This is a genomic window from Bacteroides sp. AF32-8BH (assembly GCF_003435205.1).
GTDB lineage: Bacteria > Bacteroidota > Bacteroidia > Bacteroidales > Bacteroidaceae > Bacteroides > Bacteroides ovatus.
In genome coordinates, this window is the sequence record NZ_QVLZ01000005.1 from 95,174 (window position 1) to 114,900 (window position 19,727).

The 19,727-nt window shown below is 44.7% G+C and carries 10 protein-coding genes; 3 read left to right on the forward strand and 7 right to left on the reverse strand.

The features are described 5' to 3' along the window. The first annotated feature begins 71 nt into the window (after positions 1–71). The 3 genes from DWZ47_RS05085 (at position 72) to cysK (ending at position 2,312) form a co-directional block, all read left to right on the forward strand. Complete coding sequence (locus tag DWZ47_RS05085; protein ID WP_004298588.1) at positions 72–872, forward strand: alpha/beta hydrolase; 801 nt, start codon at positions 72–74, stop codon at positions 870–872. Positions 873–901: 29 nt separating this feature from the next. Beyond that, the gene (locus DWZ47_RS05090; protein WP_004298587.1) at positions 902–1,243 is read left to right on the forward strand and encodes a cupin domain-containing protein; all 342 of its coding nucleotides are present in this window, start codon (positions 902–904) and stop codon (positions 1,241–1,243) included. Positions 1,244–1,364: 121 nt separating this feature from the next. Beyond that, positions 1,365–2,312 carry a cysteine synthase A gene (gene cysK / locus DWZ47_RS05095; protein WP_004317446.1) on the forward strand — a complete coding sequence of 316 codons (948 nt, stop codon included), beginning with the start codon at positions 1,365–1,367 and terminating at the stop codon, positions 2,310–2,312. Positions 2,313–2,566: 254 nt separating this feature from the next. Here cysK and DWZ47_RS05100 read toward each other — a convergent pair whose 3' ends face one another. The 7 genes from DWZ47_RS05100 to DWZ47_RS05130 all read right to left on the reverse strand — a co-directional run bounded on the left by DWZ47_RS05100 (position 2,567) and on the right by DWZ47_RS05130 (position 19,686). Then, complete coding sequence (locus DWZ47_RS05100; protein WP_117512449.1) at positions 2,567–4,861, reverse strand: glycoside hydrolase family 3 N-terminal domain-containing protein; 2,295 nt, start codon at positions 4,859–4,861, stop codon at positions 2,567–2,569. Between the two features lie 112 nt (positions 4,862–4,973). Continuing rightward, complete coding sequence (locus tag DWZ47_RS05105) at positions 4,974–6,236, reverse strand: hypothetical protein (RefSeq protein WP_117512450.1); 1,263 nt, start codon at positions 6,234–6,236, stop codon at positions 4,974–4,976. 20 nt (positions 6,237–6,256) lie between these two features. Beyond that, positions 6,257–7,933 carry a SusD/RagB family nutrient-binding outer membrane lipoprotein gene (locus tag DWZ47_RS05110; protein ID WP_009040331.1) on the reverse strand — a complete coding sequence of 559 codons (1,677 nt, stop codon included), beginning with the start codon at positions 7,931–7,933 and terminating at the stop codon, positions 6,257–6,259. 11 nt (positions 7,934–7,944) lie between these two features. Further along, positions 7,945–11,133: a SusC/RagA family TonB-linked outer membrane protein gene (locus DWZ47_RS05115; protein WP_117512451.1), complete on the reverse strand. Its 3,189-nt coding sequence runs from the start codon at positions 11,131–11,133 to the stop codon at positions 7,945–7,947. Between the two features lie 20 nt (positions 11,134–11,153). Next, on the reverse strand, positions 11,154–11,969 hold the full coding sequence (locus tag DWZ47_RS05120) for a family 16 glycosylhydrolase (protein ID WP_117512452.1): 816 nt from the start codon (positions 11,967–11,969) through the stop codon (positions 11,154–11,156). A 793-nt stretch (positions 11,970–12,762) separates the two neighbouring features. Beyond that, positions 12,763–16,734, reverse strand: a complete 3,972-nt coding sequence (locus DWZ47_RS05125; protein WP_117512453.1) for a hybrid sensor histidine kinase/response regulator transcription factor — start codon at positions 16,732–16,734, stop codon at positions 12,763–12,765. Positions 16,735–16,830: 96 nt separating this feature from the next. Beyond that, a complete protein-coding gene (locus DWZ47_RS05130) occupies positions 16,831–19,686 on the reverse strand; it encodes a hypothetical protein (RefSeq protein WP_117512454.1) in 2,856 nt (951 codons plus the stop codon). Between the last annotated feature and the right edge of the window lie 41 nt (positions 19,687–19,727).

Sequence of the window (19,727 nt, forward strand, 5' to 3'; positions counted from 1 at the left end):
TCTGAAGAAAAGAACGAACTGTTTAGGCTGATAGTTAATATAATATTGAACCATTGAAAATAAATAAAGTCATGAAAAAGATTTGCCTTCTTCTCTTTTTGCTTTGTGCTTGCATTGCTCAAGCACAAAATGCTTATCGCACAAACAAAGATATATCTTATGTCTCTGGCTCCGAAACGGACACCTATCGTCTGGAACGTTGTAAACTGGATATTTATTATCCTGAAAACAAGAAGGATTTCTCAACTATCGTCTGGTTTCATGGAGGTGGTATGGAAGGTGGAAATAAATTTATTCCCAAAGAATTGAGAGAACAAGGGTTTGCAGTAGTGGCGGTGAATTACCGTTTGAGTCCGAAAGCAAAAAATCCGGCTTACATCGAAGATGCGGCTGAAGCTGTGGCATGGGTTTTCAAGAATATTGAGAAGTATGGTGGTCGTAAGGATCACATTTTCGTTTCCGGTCATTCTGCGGGAGGTTATCTTTCGTTGATTCTGGCAATGGATAAGAAATACATGGCAGCATACGGAGCAGATGCCGATAGTGTAGCTGCTTATCTTCCGGTGAGTGGTCAGACGGTGACACATTTCACTATTCGTAAGGAACGCGGTTTGCCTGACGGTATTCCGGTGGTTGATGAGTATGCTCCGGTAAATAAGGCCCGCAAGGAAACTGCTCCTCTCGTGTTGATTACGGGGGACAAGCATCTGGAGATGGCGGCAAGATATGAAGAAAATGCGCTGCTGGAAGCTGTCTTGAAAAGTATAGGTAACAAGAAGGTGACTTTGTATGAAATGCAAGGATTCGATCATGGTCAGGTACTCGGCCCGGCATGTTATCTGATTGCAGATTATGTGAAGAGATTCAAATAATATAGTTATAAATAAGAATAGATTGGAAGATGAAAACACGCAGTGATGCTTTTCAGTTTGAGAAAGAATTGGATTGGGAGAAACCGGCTCCGGGAATCCGCCGCCAGATAATGGGGTATGACGGGCAACTGATGATGGTGAAAGTGGAATTTGAGAAAGGTGCCGTCGGTTCTATGCATCAACATTATCATAGCCAGGCTACTTATGTTGCAAGCGGTAAGTTTGAATTGACCATTGGAGATCGGAAAGAAATTCTTTCTACAGGTGATGGTTATTATGTGGAACCTGACCAGCCTCATGGATGTGTTTGCCTGGAAGCAGGTGTATTGATTGATACATTCAGCCCTATGAGAGCTGATTTCTTAATATAATATCTGGCAGGAAGTCAGATATATGTGGTATGAATTTACCACATATATGGTATTTACCCTGAACAGAATCCGCACTATCTTTGTCATATATTAAAACAAGAGAAATTAAAAACAGATATATATGGAAAAGATAGCAAGAAAATTGACGGATTTGGTAGGTAACACTCCGTTATTGGAACTTAGTAACTATAATACAAGTAACGACCTGAAAGCTCGTCTGATTGTAAAGATTGAATCTTTCAATCCGGCAGGAAGCGTGAAGGACCGCATAGCATTGGCTATGATTGAGGATGCAGAAACGAAAGGAATTTTGCATCCCGGAGCAACTATCATTGAACCGACCAGCGGGAATACCGGTGTGGGATTGGCTTTTGTTTCGGCAGCTAAAGGCTATAAACTGATTCTGACGATGCCCGATACCATGAGTATCGAACGGCGTAATCTTCTGAAAGCTTTAGGGGCGGAATTAGTATTGACTCCTGGTGCGGATGGTATGAAGGGAGCCATTGCCAAAGCTGAAGAACTGAAGGCGGTCACTCCGGGAGCTGTCATTTTACAACAATTTGAGAATCCTGCTAACCCTGCCATGCATTTACGGACTACCGGTCTGGAAATATGGAGAGATACCGAGGGGAAAGTCGATATCTTTGTGGCCGGAGTAGGTACTGGCGGGACAGTTAGCGGTGTAGGTGAAGCGCTGAAGATGCGTGATCCGAGTATAAAGATCGTGGCAGTAGAACCTTCTGATTCTCCGGTACTCTCGGGAGGAAAACCAGGTCCGCATAAGATTCAGGGAATTGGTGCAGGGTTTGTTCCTAAAACGTACAAGGCTTCTATCGTAGATGAGATTATTCAGGTGCAGAATGACGATGCCATTCGTACGAGTCGTGAATTAGCCAAACAGGAAGGTTTGTTGGTAGGCATATCTTCAGGCGCAGCCGTATATGCTGCTACGGAACTGGCGAAGCGACCGGAAAATGCAGGGAAAATGATTGTTGCATTATTACCCGATACAGGCGAACGTTATTTATCTACCATTTTGTATGCTTTTGAGGAATATCCTTTGTAATAATGCCGCTTTCTTTCAGATAAAAATAACCGCTCCTTTGGGCTCAAACGATTGTCTTTTTTTTGTAGACATACGGTCGTTTGGATCAAGAGGAGCGGTTGTTTAAATTTGGTTGAACAGTCTCAAACGGCTGTTCAACCGGTTAGATGATAATTTGAGTTCACCACAAAGTAACGCAGTGTCTCATAGAGCTATTGTCGGGAGTGTATATATTAATAATGCGCATTTATTTATAAATACCTACTTATAAATGCCTACTTATAAGTAATAGTCAATACTTGATTTCCGCATTGCATACGGAAATCTCCTTGTTCCAGTACCCATTGCCCGTCGGAATTGACAAAAGCCAAATCGCTGCCTTTGATGGATAGAGTGACAGTCTGGGTTTCGCCCGGTTGCAGTTCAACCTTTTTGAAGGCTCGTAACCGGCGGTTTTCGGGAGTAAGCGAAGCCACAAGATCACTGCTGAATAGCATAACAACTTCTTTTCCGGCATATTTACCGGTATTAGTTACATCTATGGAAAAGTGCAAATCATCTTCTGCGGTAAACGAAGATTTGTCCGTTTGGAAGTTGCTGTATTCGAAAGTGGTGTAGCTCAATCCGTATCCGAAAGGCCATTGAACGGAGACTACCGCATTGTAGTCGTAAGCTCCTTCCATTTTGTCCATCTCTTCACTCACCCGATAATCGTAGGTAGTCAGTGCTGCTTCGTGTCGCGGATATGTGTAAGGCATCTTGGCACTGGGGTTCACGTCTCCTGCCAGAATGTTCGCTAATGCATCGCCACCATAGTTTCCGGGTAATAGAATGTCAATAACAGCATCAGCCAATGGCTCTAGGTCGTTGATAATGCGGGGACGACCCTCATTGAGTATCAGGATGATCGGTTTTCCCGTAGCGGCAAGTGCCTTTACCAGTTTGCTTTGGTTGGCAGAGATGGCAAGTTCGGAAAGATTACCGGGTGTTTCGCAATATGAATTTTCACCGATGCAGACGATAATAATATCCACGTTGCGGGCAGCGGCCACAGCTTTCTCAATTTCCGGTTCATTTTCTTCCATGTAAGCACCTTCGGGTTTGTAGGTTACGCCCTGTTCCAGACGGACATGATCGGCTCCGAATTTGTTGCAGATTGCTTCGTAAATGGTGTTATATTTGTCGGCAAATCTGTCGGTCAGATGTCCTTGCCACGAATAGCTCCAACCGCCGTTCAAGCAACGCATAGAGTTGGCGTTCGGACCGGTTACCAGCAGCTTTTTCCCTTGAGGAAGCGGAAGAATATTATCTTTATTTTTTAGCAATACTTCCGATTCTTCAGCTGCATGAAGTGCGATAAGCGCATGCTCCTTGCTGCCGAAGAGAGGATAATCTTTCAATAAAGTGTTCGGATGATCGAACAGACCCAGACGGAATTTAAGTCTAAGCACCCGGCGGACGGCATCGTCAATACGGCTTATGGGTATTTTCTTCTCTTGCACTAACTCTTTTAGTAGTGTACAATAATTGAGATCATACGGTTCCATAGCCATGTCTATACCTGCATTGATTGCCATTTCGATGGCTTCTTTCTTGTTTGCCGCCACATGTTCGCGGGTATAAAGATTGTTGATGTCCGACCAGTCGGTGATTAACATTCCGTCCCATCCCAAGTCTTCTTTCAGCCATTGTGTAAGGAGTTCGCGGTCGGCGTGCACAGGCTTTCCGTTGATGGAACCACTGTTGACCATTATAGTCAGTGCACCAGCTTCCACACAAGCCTTGAACGGTGCAAAACATTTCTCACGCAGTTCGGAAACCGATATATAAGCCGGTGTGCGGTCTTTACCGGTACGTGGCATGCTGTATCCCATGTAATGTTTCACGGAGGTGGCGATTCGGTCGGCGGGAATATGGTTCGGATCATCTCCTTGGAAGCCTCGAACAGCAGTGCTGCCCATAATGGCATTGACTAAACAGTCTTCTCCATAATTTTCCCATACACGCGGCCAACGGGGATCACGTGCCATATCGACGGTGGGGGAGTATGTCCAGGGACAATTGCTAGCCCTTGTTTCATAAGCCGTTACACGTGCCGCTTCGTAGGTCAAATCCGGATTGAAGGCAGCACCCATATTGATATTTTGAGGAAAGAGCGTGCCGCCCAATGTATAGGTAGTACCATGATTCTGATCCAGACCGTAGATACATGGAATACCAATCTCCGCCATCGACAGTTCTTGTATTCGACCGATAATCTCGTTCCACTTTTCAGGGCTTTGTGCTACCGGGCCGGGAGCATTGAGAAACGAACCTACCTTGTATTCAGCAATTGCTTTATGGAGTTTTGCCTCGTCCAATTGGAATTCTCCATTTATCGTCTCTCCTAATACATCAATAGCAAGCTCGGTCATTTGCCCTATCTTGGCGTCAAGGTCCATCTTTGATAGCAGCTCTTCCACTTGTTGTTCTATTTTTGCGTCTTCAGGAATGGCAGTGGGAACTGCCTGTTTGGAACAGGCAGTCATTGCGATAGATGCGGTCATTAATATAATATTTCTTAGTTTCATTATGATTTGTTTTTAAGTAGCATCGTTTATGTAATCTGTCATTCAGAGGGATTTAACCCGAAGAATGACAGATACTTATGGTATGAATGATTTTTAAACTTACTTAGGAACATTATTTCACGGTTACCAGGTCTACATAATAGCCATGACCCGTACATAAGAATCCGTCTTCAGTTTGAATCTTATTCAGTATCTCTTGTGTCAGTACCAGTGTGTATTCACCGTTTTCCGTAAATTCTATCTTATCTGCCAGGCCAGTCCACCAACCTGTGGCAAGTTGCATCTGATGATATTCGGCAGTTGGTTCTATGGAGTAGACTACTTTCAGTGTTGATCCGGCTGTGATACCGGCAAACACATCTTTTGGAATCAGACCGAAACTCTTGTTGGGGTCACCGTCCGGCTTATCCCACGAAACGTAATGGTGTCCTGACCAAAGTGTTATTTCGGTAGATACGGTCACAGTCTGTTCGGTAGTCGTAGCATTGTCGTTTAAGAACTGCACAGCCTCTCCGCTACGGGTTTTGCCTGTCAGCGTATAGCTTCCATCAGACAAATCCGGACAAGTCAGCGTAACTTCCGTAGAAGATTGATTGCTGAATTGAGACACCGTCTGTCCGCCGATAGTTAGAGAAGCGATGTTTTCAAGATTGATACCGGAAATGGTCCAGTCCACGTTGGCAGTAGCCCGGTTAGCCCCCGAAATGACAAGGGAAGCATTGGTCACTTTCACCATGTCGGCTCCATATTCATTGCCGGCGGCATCTTGCAGAACGATACGGTAATCGCCTTCGCTTACGCCTGTCGGAACGATGTATTCCAGATAGTTCTCGTCTTCCGATTCAACATAAGTAGGATTGGTGATCGTGTTTCCTCCCAAGAGGATGGCTGTTACGTTCTGTAAATTACTGCCATATAAACGGGCAGTCTTACCGGGAGATACAATTCTCTCAAAGGCTACTTCCTTAGATTGAGGGTCATCAGCCAATGGGTTGACCACCACTAATCCTTCACGGGAAGTCTTCTTCCCTTTCACAGTTTCCACTTCTATTTTTAAATTATACGTACCGGCTTTCAGACTACGGTTGATTTCTTTGTCGGAGTCGGTACCCGATTCTACTTCCTGCCCATCAATGAACCAGGTTACTGTGGTGTAATCTTTCGGAGTTACGGTCAGCGCGATGGATAAGTTCGCATCCCGGCTGATGTTGGCGAATGTAGCCAATTGCCCGTTCGTTCTGTCAGGGAATACCGGGGCAAGGATATGCGGATCATCATTTTCCGTCACCGTAGCGAACGGTTCTTCCTCGGTGCATGCAGTAAATGTGGAGCCTACAGCGAGTAGGGCAAATAGTGCAATATATATCTTTTTCATAATGGATGATTGTTTAATAGTTAGTTTTCAGTATCCCACCACAGAAGGCTGTGCCAATTATCTGTTCCTCCCATGCGCTCGATGGCTTCATTGTAGCTTTTCTTATTATAGGAAGATTCCAATACAGGATAGCAGAGACGTACCGGAATTTCCGTTCCACCGGTGAGGTATTGTCCGAATCCATATTCTGCCGGTGATTTCAACTTCGGATAACCGGAACGACGCACGTTTGCCCAACATTCGGCAGGATTGGTAAAGTGAAGAATCCAGGCCTGTGTATTGATAGCTTCAAGTTTCTGATTGTCCGTATGTCCGAACGTCCCTCTACCTTGAATGAATGCATCAAACTCTGCATCAGTAGTAGCCGTGCAACCGTAGTTGTCTGTCAGGAAATCCATAGCTGCACGCACTCCTTGCTTGTAAAGATCTTCTGCCGACACACTGCCGACATTCCATTTTTTCACGGTAGCTTCCGCCATCAGGAATTTCACTTCTGCAGAGGTCATCACTACGCCCGGATTGTCGCTTTTTAGGAAATTATTGGCAAGTTTGGGTTCCACTTCACGAGCCATAGTTACCGTAACGGAAGGATTGTTAACGGCTAATTCCTTACAAATATCGCTGTCGTATCCTGTAGGCCATGGCTCCCACGAGTAGGCACCCGGGTCGCGCGGACTGAAATCAATCCCTTTTTCAATCATCTCCTGGGTGATGTCGACACGATTGTCGGGACTGGTGGCACTCATCAGCCCGTCATAATAACAACGGGAAATTTTGAATGTACGAGGGTCACCGGATTGGCGTAGCTGATTAAAGAAAGTGGAGCAGAGGTAACTTGGATTATTAGCGGGGTCGTTGCCGAACAATAACTGTGACAATGAATTTCCGCGATAATCAGAGTAAGCTTCTTGTCCGAAACTAAATGCGATTGTCATGTATTTGATGAGCGCATCGCTTGAGGCGTCCGTTATCACACCCCCATTGGCAACCAAAGCATTTTCAAATTCCGTTTGTGCCTTTGTAGGATTGACATTGGAGATTCGCATGGCAAAACGTAGGCGAAGCGAGTTTGCCAGTTGTTGCCATTTAGTTACGTCACCGGCATAGATGAGGTCACCTGTCACTTTATCTTTGGTCGGATCGATTTTATTGACGGCATCTTCCAGCTCCAGAAAGAAAGCGTTGTAAATATCTTCCTGTTTGTCATACTTCGGATTGAACTTTCCTTCGAGGAATCCCAGGCCGGCTTCACTGAAAGGAGCGTCTCCGTAAGTGTCGGTGATGATAGACATAAGATAAACCCGATAAATGCGGAGCACAGAGTTGATGTTCACTTTCTCTGCATCTTCGGCTGTGCGATATTGAGCATCAATGATATTCTTCAGGGATTGAGTGTAGAACGATGTCCAGATACGGCTCATTTCATTATTGTCTAGCGTATGGCGTCCGCCGTAGTTGGTGGTGTTCCAACATCCCATCAGTTGTTGGGTGAATGCATAATGGTAGTTACGGTAGATTTCCATCATACTAAGGTCTCCGTACGTTTGCAGTTGGGCAGTGGTGAGCTGCGCATTCGGGTCGATGGTAGCGGCCTTGGAAGGGTCGGTATTCATGTTTTCCATGTATTCATCGCTGCAAGAAGCGAAAAACAGGGCACATGCCATCGTGATGATTGTGATGTATTTAGATTGTCTCATGATATATCTTTTTAGAATTTCACATTTACATTAAAACCATAGCTTCTGCGTGAAGGCAACGAACCGTATTCAAGTCCCATACCGGTGGTATTGTTGTAGTTGGAATCCGGGTCGATATTCGGGATATTCTTCCATACGATGAACGGATTGCGGGCAACGAACGAAACGGTCAGTCCGCTTACTACATTCTTCAGCCAGGATTTGGGTACATTGTAACTCAACGTCAGTTCACGGCATTTCACGTATGAGTTGTCGTAAATAAACATAGAAGGTGCATTACGGCAAACGCTCATCCAGTAGTCTTCCGGATTGATGTAGATGTCGTTGGGGTGATACGTTCCATCACCGTTGTCGATGACACCCGGAGCAACGAATCCGCCTGTCGGCTTCCAGTTATCGGCTCCTTTCGCAATGCCGGCTGCCAATCTTTCTTCTTCCGAGCGATACCAGGCGTCGCGTCCTGCCAGTGTTTCCGGACTTTTACCCGATTCGTAAGCAGCACGGGCAGACATAGAATAGAGGTCGGCACCTACTTTCACATCGAATACCGCTACCAGCGAAAGATTCTTGTAGGTAAAGTTGGTGAGTAATCCACCTGTCCAGTCCCAAGAGGCATTACCCAATACGTGGTTGCTCTTGTCATATTGCGGCAGACCGGTTTGCGGGTCAATCAGAATATCTCCCTTTTCGTTCCGTTGGAAGTCCGGGCCTACAATAGAACCAAAGTTCTCGCCTACTTTAGCGGCCACCTGAACGTCGAGCCAAGACGCCTTTTCCAGTTCAAACATATCCGATTCGCCATCCAGTTCTTTTACTTTGTTGCTGTTTTTGGAGAAGTTCAGATTAATGTCCCAGGAAAAATCGCGTGTTTGAATCGGTCGTGTGCTAAGGGCAATCTCAATACCTTTGTTTTCTATCTTGCCGGCATTAATCAAGCGATAGTTATAACCGGTTGTCCAGGAACTTGCCATTCCCATAATCTGGTTTTTACTGATTTGAGAATAGTAGGTGAAATCCAGTCCGATACGGTTCTTCAGGAATTTCAATTCCAATCCCATTTCCACGGAGTTTGTTTTGGTTGGTTTCAAGTCTTTGTTGGGGATGGTTCCGTTATCGATATATCCGATGGTATATCCGGGATAAGCATATTTGGATTTCGTATAGACGAGTCCCAATTGATAAGGATCGGTATCGCTACCTACTTGGGCCCATGACATACGTAACTTTCCGTAAGGCAGGAGGTCGCCCAGTTTTGTCAGCTCGGAGAATACAAAGCTACCGGAGAAAGAAGGATACACATACATGTTGTTGCCAGTGGGTAGGGTAGACGATTGGTCGCCACGCAACGTAGCATCGAGGTAAAGCATGTGTTTCCATCCCACGTTCACTGCTCCGTAAACCGAATTAATCTGCTTGCGGTAACTGCCGGGCACTACACTGATCTCGTTGAAGCTCGTCAATGAAGGGACATCGCGTATCTTCATGTCTTGAGCGGTGGTAACGGTGGTCTGGTTGTTCACCTTATATACATTGCCGCCTAATGTAGCGTTGAAATCGAAATCACCCCAATGGTTGTTGTAGAGAGCCAACACTTCAAAGTTGTACATGCGGTTGCGGAAAGCACTGTTTTGAAGTCTTCCGGCTTCGAATCCGGGAGTGGTAGGTGCTTTGTAATCATCGAACGTGAACCAGTTGAGTTCGGCACCCAGCGTTGCCTGAAGTTTCAGATGTGGGTCGATGTTCCATACGGCCTTGCCGTTCATGCGGAACAAGTCTTTCTTGGATTTATTGAAGTTCTTATAGATATCCCAGTACGGATTCACGTTGTAGGGATCCATACCGTTCCAGTTGGAATATTCGCCGTCGGCAGTCTGATAGGTTTGCAACCATTCCTGATCGTAGGTGGTGGCAAGGGTCATCAGGTTTTTACCGATATTGGACTTGCTGTCGCCCAGTGCCGGACGGTTCTTCACGTCTTCCCGTGTATAGTTGACGCTGAAATCCAGGTCTACCTTTCCTGCAGACGTATTGGCGCGCAGGTTGAAAATGTCACGGCTCATGTGCGTTTGGGGAACAATGTCTTTATTGCGCATATCCGTATAGGTAAAGCGAATTCCGGTTTTTCCGCTGTTCACCCCTATGATGGCGGAGTTGGTGGCGGTGATACCCGTGCGGAAGAAGTTGGACGTATTGTCGGGGACAATGAGGAAAGGGCGTTCCACGCCGTCGAAATACTTCAGCATGTTTGAACCGTCTGCTTTGGGGCCCCAACTTTTGTTTGTGTTGGATATGGCATCATAGCTATAAGTACCGTTGCTTCCCATACCATATATCTGTTGCACTTCGTCCCATTTGGCAAGTTGGGTGTCGAAAGTCAGCGTTCCGTTATATTCCACACTGACTTTATCCTTGTTGGCTCGCTTGGTTGTAATCAAGATAACACCGTGGCTGGCACGGCTACCATAAAGTGCAGATGCCGCAGGACCTTTCAATACCGACATATTTTCTACGTCATCGGCATTGATGCTCGAAATACCGTCGCCCAAGTCGAAGCCTCCGTTTGTGCCGGCACTGCCGAAATTGGTGTTGTCCAAAGGTACACCGTCCACTACATAAAGCGGCTGGTTATTGCCGGTCATTTCGGTACTGCCTCGCAGAATAACGCGCGTAGAACCGGAAGGACCACCGGCGGTCTGGCTGACTACCAAGCCCGGCACACGTCCTGCCATGGAGTTGATGAGATTCGTCTCTTTCGCTTTGGTCAAGGCTTCACCTTTCACTTCATCAATGCCGTAGCCCAACGCTTTGCGCTCTCTCTTGATGCCAAGGGCGGTGACTACCACTTCATCTAATGCTTTGGCATCCTCTTTCAAGGTGATGTTCAAAGGACCTCTTCCCGCTTTTACTTCTTCGGATTTATAACCCACGTAGCTGACAACGAGCGTAGCTCCCGCTTTTACATTCAAACTGAAATTTCCATCCAGATCGGTAATCGTTCCGTTGGCAGTTCCTTTCTCCACTACGGAAGCCCCAATGATGGGACCTGTGGCATCGCTCACTTTTCCGGTTACCTTGTTACTTTGTTGTTGAATAGCCTGGGAACTTGGTTCCGTTGCTGCATACACTTGCTGGAAACCTCCCGCCATCCAAAGGGCGAGTGTTCCGCAAAACAGTAGATACTTACATTTTTCCATATTCATAGCATGTATATTTAAGATTCCTATAATATTTTCACCCAGTCGATGTACATCTTCACTTTCTGACCGTCTTTCAGGCCCGTCAGTTTATTAATGTCGGTAATTCCTGTAAACGCACCTCCCACGGCGAGGTTGAACAGGATGTAGAAGTTGTCATGAAAGTATGTGTTCGAGCTAATGTCGAACGTATGAAACTTGACGTTGTCGACGGATATTGTCAGGTTGTTTTCATCCCAATCCAGAGAGTAGGTGTGATAATTGCCGTCTTGCAGGCTGTTGGCAACATTGGCTTTGTAGTATTGCTGTTCGTGAGCCGCTGCGCTAGGGCCATAGTGAATGGCGGTGTTCACTTGTTTTTCCGAATCGCCCGCAGCCATTCCGCTCTGTTCTCCCATTTCCATAATGTCGATCTCTCCGCATGCCGGCCATTCTTTGTCGTTATCTCCCATCATCCAGAACGCAGGCCACAGTCCGCCGTTAGTCTTGGGAAGCTTGATACTTGCTTCTATCTTGCGATACTTGAAACTCTTTTTCCCTTTTGAATTGATCCTGCCGGAGTAGATTTTATTCCCTTTGCGTTCGGCGGTAAGAATCAGAACCGATTTATCCCCGTCCTTTCCTACTGATACATGGGCGGCATCGTATGCCTGAAGCTCTTGGTTGGTCCAACCGGGTTCATGAGTTTCTTTCGTCCATACTTTTTCATCGAAAAAGTTGAAATCGTCTTTAAAAAGAATGTCTTGTGGATTTTCCTCCGGTTCCGTTCCAACAGAATCCGACGAACAGGATTGTTGCGCGAAGCAAACGGATAAAAATAGGAATAGTGCTACTTTTTTCATCGTTTTAGCATTTTAAAGGTTAAACGTAATATGTGCTTTATACTTGTAAAGCTTGGTGCAAAGATGCTAATATCCGGCTGAAACGATGGTCAGATTGCTGACATATTAGGTTTGATTGCTGACAAATCTGCTGATTTTTATCGAACGGACGTTATCTTACCCATTCTTTTTCGAAGATTGTTGCTGTACAAGAATGAGGTAAATGATAATTTTGCGGAGTGCCCTGAAAGGGCTTAATTACATAGCGTAGGGCAACGCCCTACGTAAAAACGACAATCTGAATTTGCGCCCTGAAAGGGCATAATTGTATACGGTTCCGCCCTTTCAGGGCTTGTGGCTGGGGTGTTTTTTTCGTAGGGCGTTGCCCTACGCTATATAATTAAGCCCTTTCAGGGCACACCAATAAATATATAATTGTAAGGCTTTCAGCCTAACTGCAAAATTCCCATTTAACCGATAAATTCTCATTTAAACGCTAAATTCCCATTTAACCGATAAATTCTCATTTAACCGATAAATTCTCATTTAACTGCAAAATTCCCATTTAATTAAGAACGGTACGGAAATGAGGTAAACTCATACAATTATAATTCAAAAAAACTTCCGTAAACATTCTCAAGTGTACTTATCACTATGAGAAAAAATACTCATAGGTATGAGAAGAAATACTCATTATAATGAGAACTTTTTCTCATTGCAGTGAGAATATACCCTTGTCAGAATAGGCTGAAACAGTTCATTACTGTACCGGAAACGAGCTAATTCTAATTCAAAACCGAACATGAATGGTTGTCTACTTCCCACTATATTTACTTGGCTGCATCCCGAATTGTTTCTTGAACAATGAACTGAAATACTTCGTGTTGACAAATCCGGTTTCGGCGGCGACATCGGTTACGCTTTTACCTTCTTTCAGCAGTTCGGCAGCTTTTTGTAGCCGTATGATACGGATAAACTCTTGCGGCCCTTTTCCCGTCAGTGATTTAAGGCGACTGTAGAATAGTGTCCGGCTCATTGCCATTTCATGGCACAAGAGATTGATGTTGAAATCGGGTTCATCCAAATGTTCAAGAACAAACCGGGTAGCTTGCATGATAAACCGGCGGTCGCCCTCGGCCATTGTTTCGCTTGCTGTCGTTACGTTTTTGTTGTCGATACTTTCATTGTTTTCATTGCTTTCATTGTCGTCACGTTTGCCGCCCGCCTCTACTTGAGCGATGGCTTGCCGTATGAAAAACTGCCGTTGCCTGTTTCGATTGTCAATCAATCCTTGTACTTTCAATTTCAGTATCTCTGTACTGAATGGTTTGGGGATATAATCATCCGCGCCTTTCTTCAATCCTTCCACTATTGCTTCGTGGTTAGCCTTTGCCGTCAGCAGAACGACCGGAATACCCGATGTGTCAGGATTTTCCTTGACCATTCTGCAAAGCTCGTCACCCCGTATGCCGGGCATCATGACGTCGGAGAGGATGATATCCGGATATTCATTGGCGAGACAGGCGATAGCTTCGTGTCCGTCGGCAACATCAATCACCCGATAGAGGTGCTCAAAGGTCTGGCGGAGGTAGTGACGGAGAGTTTCGTGGTCTTCTACAATGAGCAATGTATTCCGGTCGTCCGGATCTTTTATTTTATCCGTTTCGTGGCTGTTATTATCCGATGTGCCGGCAAGGTGTTCGAGGGATGATTCGTGCGACACGGGTTCGGCTACGGTGGTGGTTCGCGGCAATGTTACGATGAAAGTAGTTCCCTTGCCCTCCTCGGAACAGAAAGTGATTTTTCCATGCAGCATCTTTACAATGCGCTGCACCTGCAACAGTCCGAATCCGGTTCCTTCTTCCTGTGACTGCCGGGCATTTTCGGCTCTGTAAATATCGGAGAAGATATGCTTTTTCGCTTTCTTCGGTATGCCTATTCCGTTATCTTTCAACGAAAGGATGGCTTTGCGTTTCGTGGCTTTCAAATCCAGGCTGATTTCTCCCTGGGGCATGGTGTATTTGCAGGCATTGGAAAGAAGATTGTCGAGTAGCATCTCTATCAGGTGTTTGTCGGCTGAAACGAAAACGGATTCGTCGGGTTGGGTCAGATTCAGTGTCAACTGCTTCTTCTCGCAAAAAGACCGGAAGACGGAGACTTCTTTCAGCAAAACTTCATTCAGACAAAGCGGAACCGATGAAGAGGATGGCTTGTGGGCGTCTACCTTTTCAAATTCGAGCAACTGTGTGATGAGCGAATGGAGTTTCCGGGTACTTTCATGAGCCAGATTCAGGTAATAACGGGCTTTGTCCGAGAGATCCTGTTCCCGGTTCAAATCCTCCAGAGGTGCCATGATAAGCGTTACCGGCGTGCGAATGTCGTGTGCCGTGTCGATGAAGAAACGTATTTTGTCTTCGTCGTATTTCTTTTGGAGCTGGTTGCTCTTATAGCGCAGGATGAAATAGAAAACGAAGCCTATTATAAATAGGTAAATAGTCCAAGCCCACCACGAGTTCCACCATGGCTGGCTCACTTTCACTTCTAAGGTGCTTTCGGAGATAGTCTTTCCGTCGCTGCGCCGCAGGCTGCGCACCTTAAAAAGATAAGTGCCCGGCGATACCTTGGTGTAGGATGCCTTCCCCTCGGCAGACGGTTTGCTCCAGTCATTGTCATACCCCTCTAAAATATGCTGATAGACAATATCGCGCTGGAAACGATAGTTGATAGATTCAAAAGAAACGGTAAACGAGTTGTATTTATAGCCGAGCCGTACCGCACGGTCGGCAAGCATATCATGGATGGCGGGTCTCAACGATTCTTCTTCCTGGACGTTTTGATAATCAACCGTCAGCCCAGTGAAACGCAGGAGCGTCCAGTAGTCTACGGTTGAGATGTCGAGTGGCATGATAAAGACAGCGCCATCCGTGCTGCCATACACGAACTCGCCGTTCATCAACCGGGCAAATGAGGATTTGTTATATTCCTTGTCTATATTGCCTGCATAGTTGAGGTTCGACACGCGCAGGCTGTCTATCAAGGCAATTCCTTTTCCGGTGCTGACCCACAAGCGTTTCTTGTCGTCTCGCTGCAAACTATATATATCGTTGGACGGCAATCCCTCTTGAACAGTGAAAGTCTTTACCGTCCGGTTTTTCATGTCATATAGATTCAATCCTCCCCCTTCGGTTCCCAGCCACACGGTTCCGTCGTCATTGAACAGCATAGAGATGATATAAGCACTGACATTCTGATTGTGAAATTCCTGGGAACTGGCATAGTGCTGTATATTCCCTGTATGTTTGTCCACCAGGAAGAAACCATTGACGGTAGCCACCGCTACCCGGTTGCGGTCGATAGGTTCAATGGATTGTACCCAATTCACGTCGAAAGACTGTCTGCTGTCTTTTTCTTTTTCAAACATGATCAGGCATCCGTCCAGACCTCCTATCCATAAGTCTCCCTCCATGTCTTGTCTGACGGAGAAAATATAATTGGTGGTCAATTGCCCTTGTTGCTTGGTGAGATGGCGTAATATGCGTCCGTTGTTATCCAGTAGATACACTCCGTCTCCGTACGTTCCTACCCATACGTTCCCATTTCCGGATGTGCAAAGAGAAATGGTTACGATTTCTTTCAGCACGTGTTTCCAAGTGCCTGACAGGGTGTTTCGGATGCTGATTCCATCATCAGTAGCGAACCATTGGTTGCCATCCGGGTTTTCTTCGATATCATTCACGTTGTTGCTGATGAGAGAATGGGTATTTCCCTTTTCGTGTGCTAATATCGAAATGGGATGTTTCAGCAGGATAGCCACGGATACACCTCCCGTATAACTACCTATCCAGATGTTGCCCTGGTCGTCTCTGGTTACGGCATATACGCCGTTTCCGCGCAGGTAAGTATCTGTGTCATCTTTGGTGTTCATCAGTAAACGGGCTTTCTTGGTGTCCTTGTCTATCGCATACACGCCGCCACCGTCTACGCCTATGAGTATGGTATGTACATCATAGTCTGTAATTGCCCGTATCGGATGAAGGAACGTGCTCCCTTGTCCCTCCAGCGCAAGCACTTTGGAAGTGTCGAGGTTCATCACAGACAAACCGCTGCCAAATGTGCCTATCCAGAGTTCTTTTTTTGGTTTGTCGCAGAACAATGTTTGTACATTCCACCCCTCCAGCAGCTGGCGTTTCTTATCCGGCAGGGCGTGTGACAGTTGCCAGACACCGTTAGAAGTACCCACAAAAAGCGACTCGCCGGCAAATGCGATGTCGTTGACATATTGTCCTTTCAGCACGGCAACTATACGATGGTCCGCTTCTTGCTTGTATAGTCCTTTATCCGCCCCCATCCACCAGGTTCCGTCACTATCCAAACAGAGTTTGTTCAAGATGACTTCTTCCTGAATCAATTGTCCCAGGTGGAGGACTTGTTCAAAATGATCCAGGATGGTGGAATATCGGTAGATTCGTCCGGTGTGGTCGTAGGCAAACAGTCCTTGTTGTGCGTCGTACAATAAGTAAAGCCTGCGTCCGGCAAGATCGCCATAATAGAAACTGCCCGGTAAATCATAGTTCTTTACCGTATGACCGTTGTATCTGTCTATTCCGGTTTTTGTAGCAATCCACATCGCACCGTCTCCATCCTCGACAATCGAAAAAACACGTTGACTACTAAGTCCTTCTGCATAGCCTACATGCCTGACATCGAACATCCGGTTGGTCAGTTCGGCTTTGACAGCCATATTTATCATTAGTAGTAAGGTGATAACAAGATTAAAACGAACCATATTCTTTTAATTGTTGACATTACAAAGATAAAGTTTCTTTAGAAAATCCCAACAGAATAGGGGTGTGAAATTAGAAGGAATATTCAGTAAATCTTCCTATGTAAAGTCAATTAGAAAATCAACAAGATTAATATTTCCGGGAATGGCAAGTTTCTTTCTTATTCGATAGCGGGCTGTTTCTACCCCACGAATAGTGAGATTGGTGAACTGCGCAATATCTTTGGTCGATAGATTTAGCCGTAACAGTGCACAAAATCTCAAGTCACTGGCTGTGAGACTGGGATATTGTTTACGCAGGTTACGGAAGAAATTCTTATGGATCATATCAAAATTCTTGTGGTAAATATCCCAGAATTCTTCCTCATTCAGGTTTCCGTTAATCTGCTTCAGTATGGTGTCTATATCATGTTGATTGATAATTCCTTTATGCTCTTGTTCAGACATAACCTCTTTCAAGCTTTCAACTGCTTTACGCTGGACTACGGCATCGAGAGCCAGGCTGGCTAATTCCTTACTTTTGACCTGTAATTCTGCTTCAAGTAATTGCTCGCGTTGTTGCGCAATGATATGTTCCTGCTCCAACATCTTGAAGTCCTGTTTCATTTTCTCTTTCTCAAACTCCCTATTACGTTTTCTTAGCATTTTGGCAGCATGCCAGCGAGAGTATAAATATACTATTACACTCGCAAGAAGCACATATATTATCCAAGCATATATGGACAGATAAAATGGGCGTGGTTTATTGAAATAATATTCTACGGAACTAAGTACCTGACCATCGACATTTTTCACTGAAGCCGTAAAATGATAATCTCCATACCCTAAGCTACCAAATGTGACTACCGGATCGGCTGATTCTGACATCAGATCCAAGCTACTTCCCGTGAGGTGATAACAAAAACGGAGAGGTTCGTAGTTAAAATTAGGATAAGACAAATGGAAAGTTATATCCCCCCATATTTTCTTGTTGTCTTTCTTTTCGGCAGATACAGGCATTAGATGCAATTGATAATCCTGCGACAAAGAAGTAGCTTTTCTAATGAGTAAAGAATTCCTTTGCAGCAAAGTGTCTTTTTTTAGATTCATATCCAAACGCCCTATACCATTGTTGAGACAGAAATAAGTAATGTTATTGTTTACATATACATTATTATTGTTTTCATTGCATTCAAGTCCGAAAAAAGAGGAAGGGATGAAGCGTTCCATCCTGAAATTGTCATTATCATATCTTATCAGGGTGTATCCGCGATAGTCGGTAAGCCAATAGAGGTTATCATCTACCGGTATAGCCATATTAATCCCGTTTTTGAGAATGGAGTTAAGTTGTACGAAAGGTATGATGCGCTGGTTAATATCATCATAAGTATACGTTCTTTTGCTGTCCGATAATACCACTCTTCCACGTATCTTCATAACATGCATCAGGCTTGCATTATTCTCTTCGTCTGACAATGACTTGATATACGTGCACTTTTCCACCTTTTTTAAATCCCTTGAAAGCTCTATCTTGTAGATACCGAGACTCATATGTGCAGCCCATATATTTCCACTATGATCGACCTCGAACTGGCGTACCGGATTCCAGAAGCCATCAATGGAATGAGAAAAACTCCATTTACCATTATATTTACGATAGACCCTAAGGTTATAATAGGACGATTCTATGAGCACTTCCTGTCCGTTAATTATGCATTTGCGCAGGCACGTGCTACTGGTTTCTGTTTCGGGGATATTGCTGGCGGTAGTTCCCGTTATGATTTTAGTCCCAAAATTGTTTCCCAACAAGATTTGTGAATCAAATGTACTGATATGCCAGTTCTGTCCTTCGGTACCCTGGATAGGAACAATTGTTTGGTCGGCAAAAGAGTACAACCACGCAGACTGGTTAGTAGCAATATATAGACTATTATTAAATACATTGATCCCATATACCATTCCGAATGACTGTGAATTGCGGTCAGGTATCAGAATGGAATAGGGAGAACCGGTATGGATTAATGCAATGCCGATATCAAGTGCCGCCCATACATTATTATCCCGATCACAGAAAAGCCGTAATACAGAATTGTTATATAAACGATTTTCCATATCATAATGCCACTTCTCTTTTCCTTCTTTGTCAATGGCATAAATACCATTACGGATCGTTCCGAGTACGATTGTCGAATCTGATGGAATCATTACGGCACGATTCATCTGCTGACTTTTTAATTCCTGATCGATAGCGGTAGGGTGGGGAGAAAGTGTCTTTCCGTCATAGTCAAAAAGTCCGTTCCACTCGGTACATAGAATCATTTTTCCTCCTGCTGTGGGAATGACTGCAACCACAGAGTCATCTTTTAATGCTTTACGTTTAATCAATAGTTTATATTCATCATTTTCCAGAAGATAAAAATCACCGTTGACCATCTGTACATAGATTTGTCCATGCGCTTTATGAAAATACAATGGCAAATGTTGAGAGTTATAGTGTGCGGTTACTTTCTTTCCGTCATATTTAAACCAAGAACTGAATGATTGGAAATAAATGCATTCACCTATTTTGAGTATATTCCATATTTCATCATTGTGTGTTTCGATATTCTTGAGTTGGCTCCATAAGGAAGTGTATTCAAGTATACCAAGAGAGTTGCGGCTGAAATAGCCGAAATCCTCGTATGTTCCCACATAAATACGGTCACCGTCAATGAGTATGGATCGCACAAGCTGATTACCGGGCATTTGATATTTACTCCACGTATAGCCATCGAAACATAATAGTCCTGTATTATTGCCAATGTACATCTCTCCATTCTTTCCTTGAGCTAAAGCCCAGTTTTGTAATCCCGCTTGGTAGTCTTTGGCTGTATAGTTGGTCACAATGGGCATAAATGTAGATGCATGACTTATTACCGGGGATAAACATCCTCCTATGAAAATAAATAATAAATAGATAAAATCAGTGCGTCTCATAGAATACTCTCTCTATTATGGTGATGAAAAATAATTTCAAA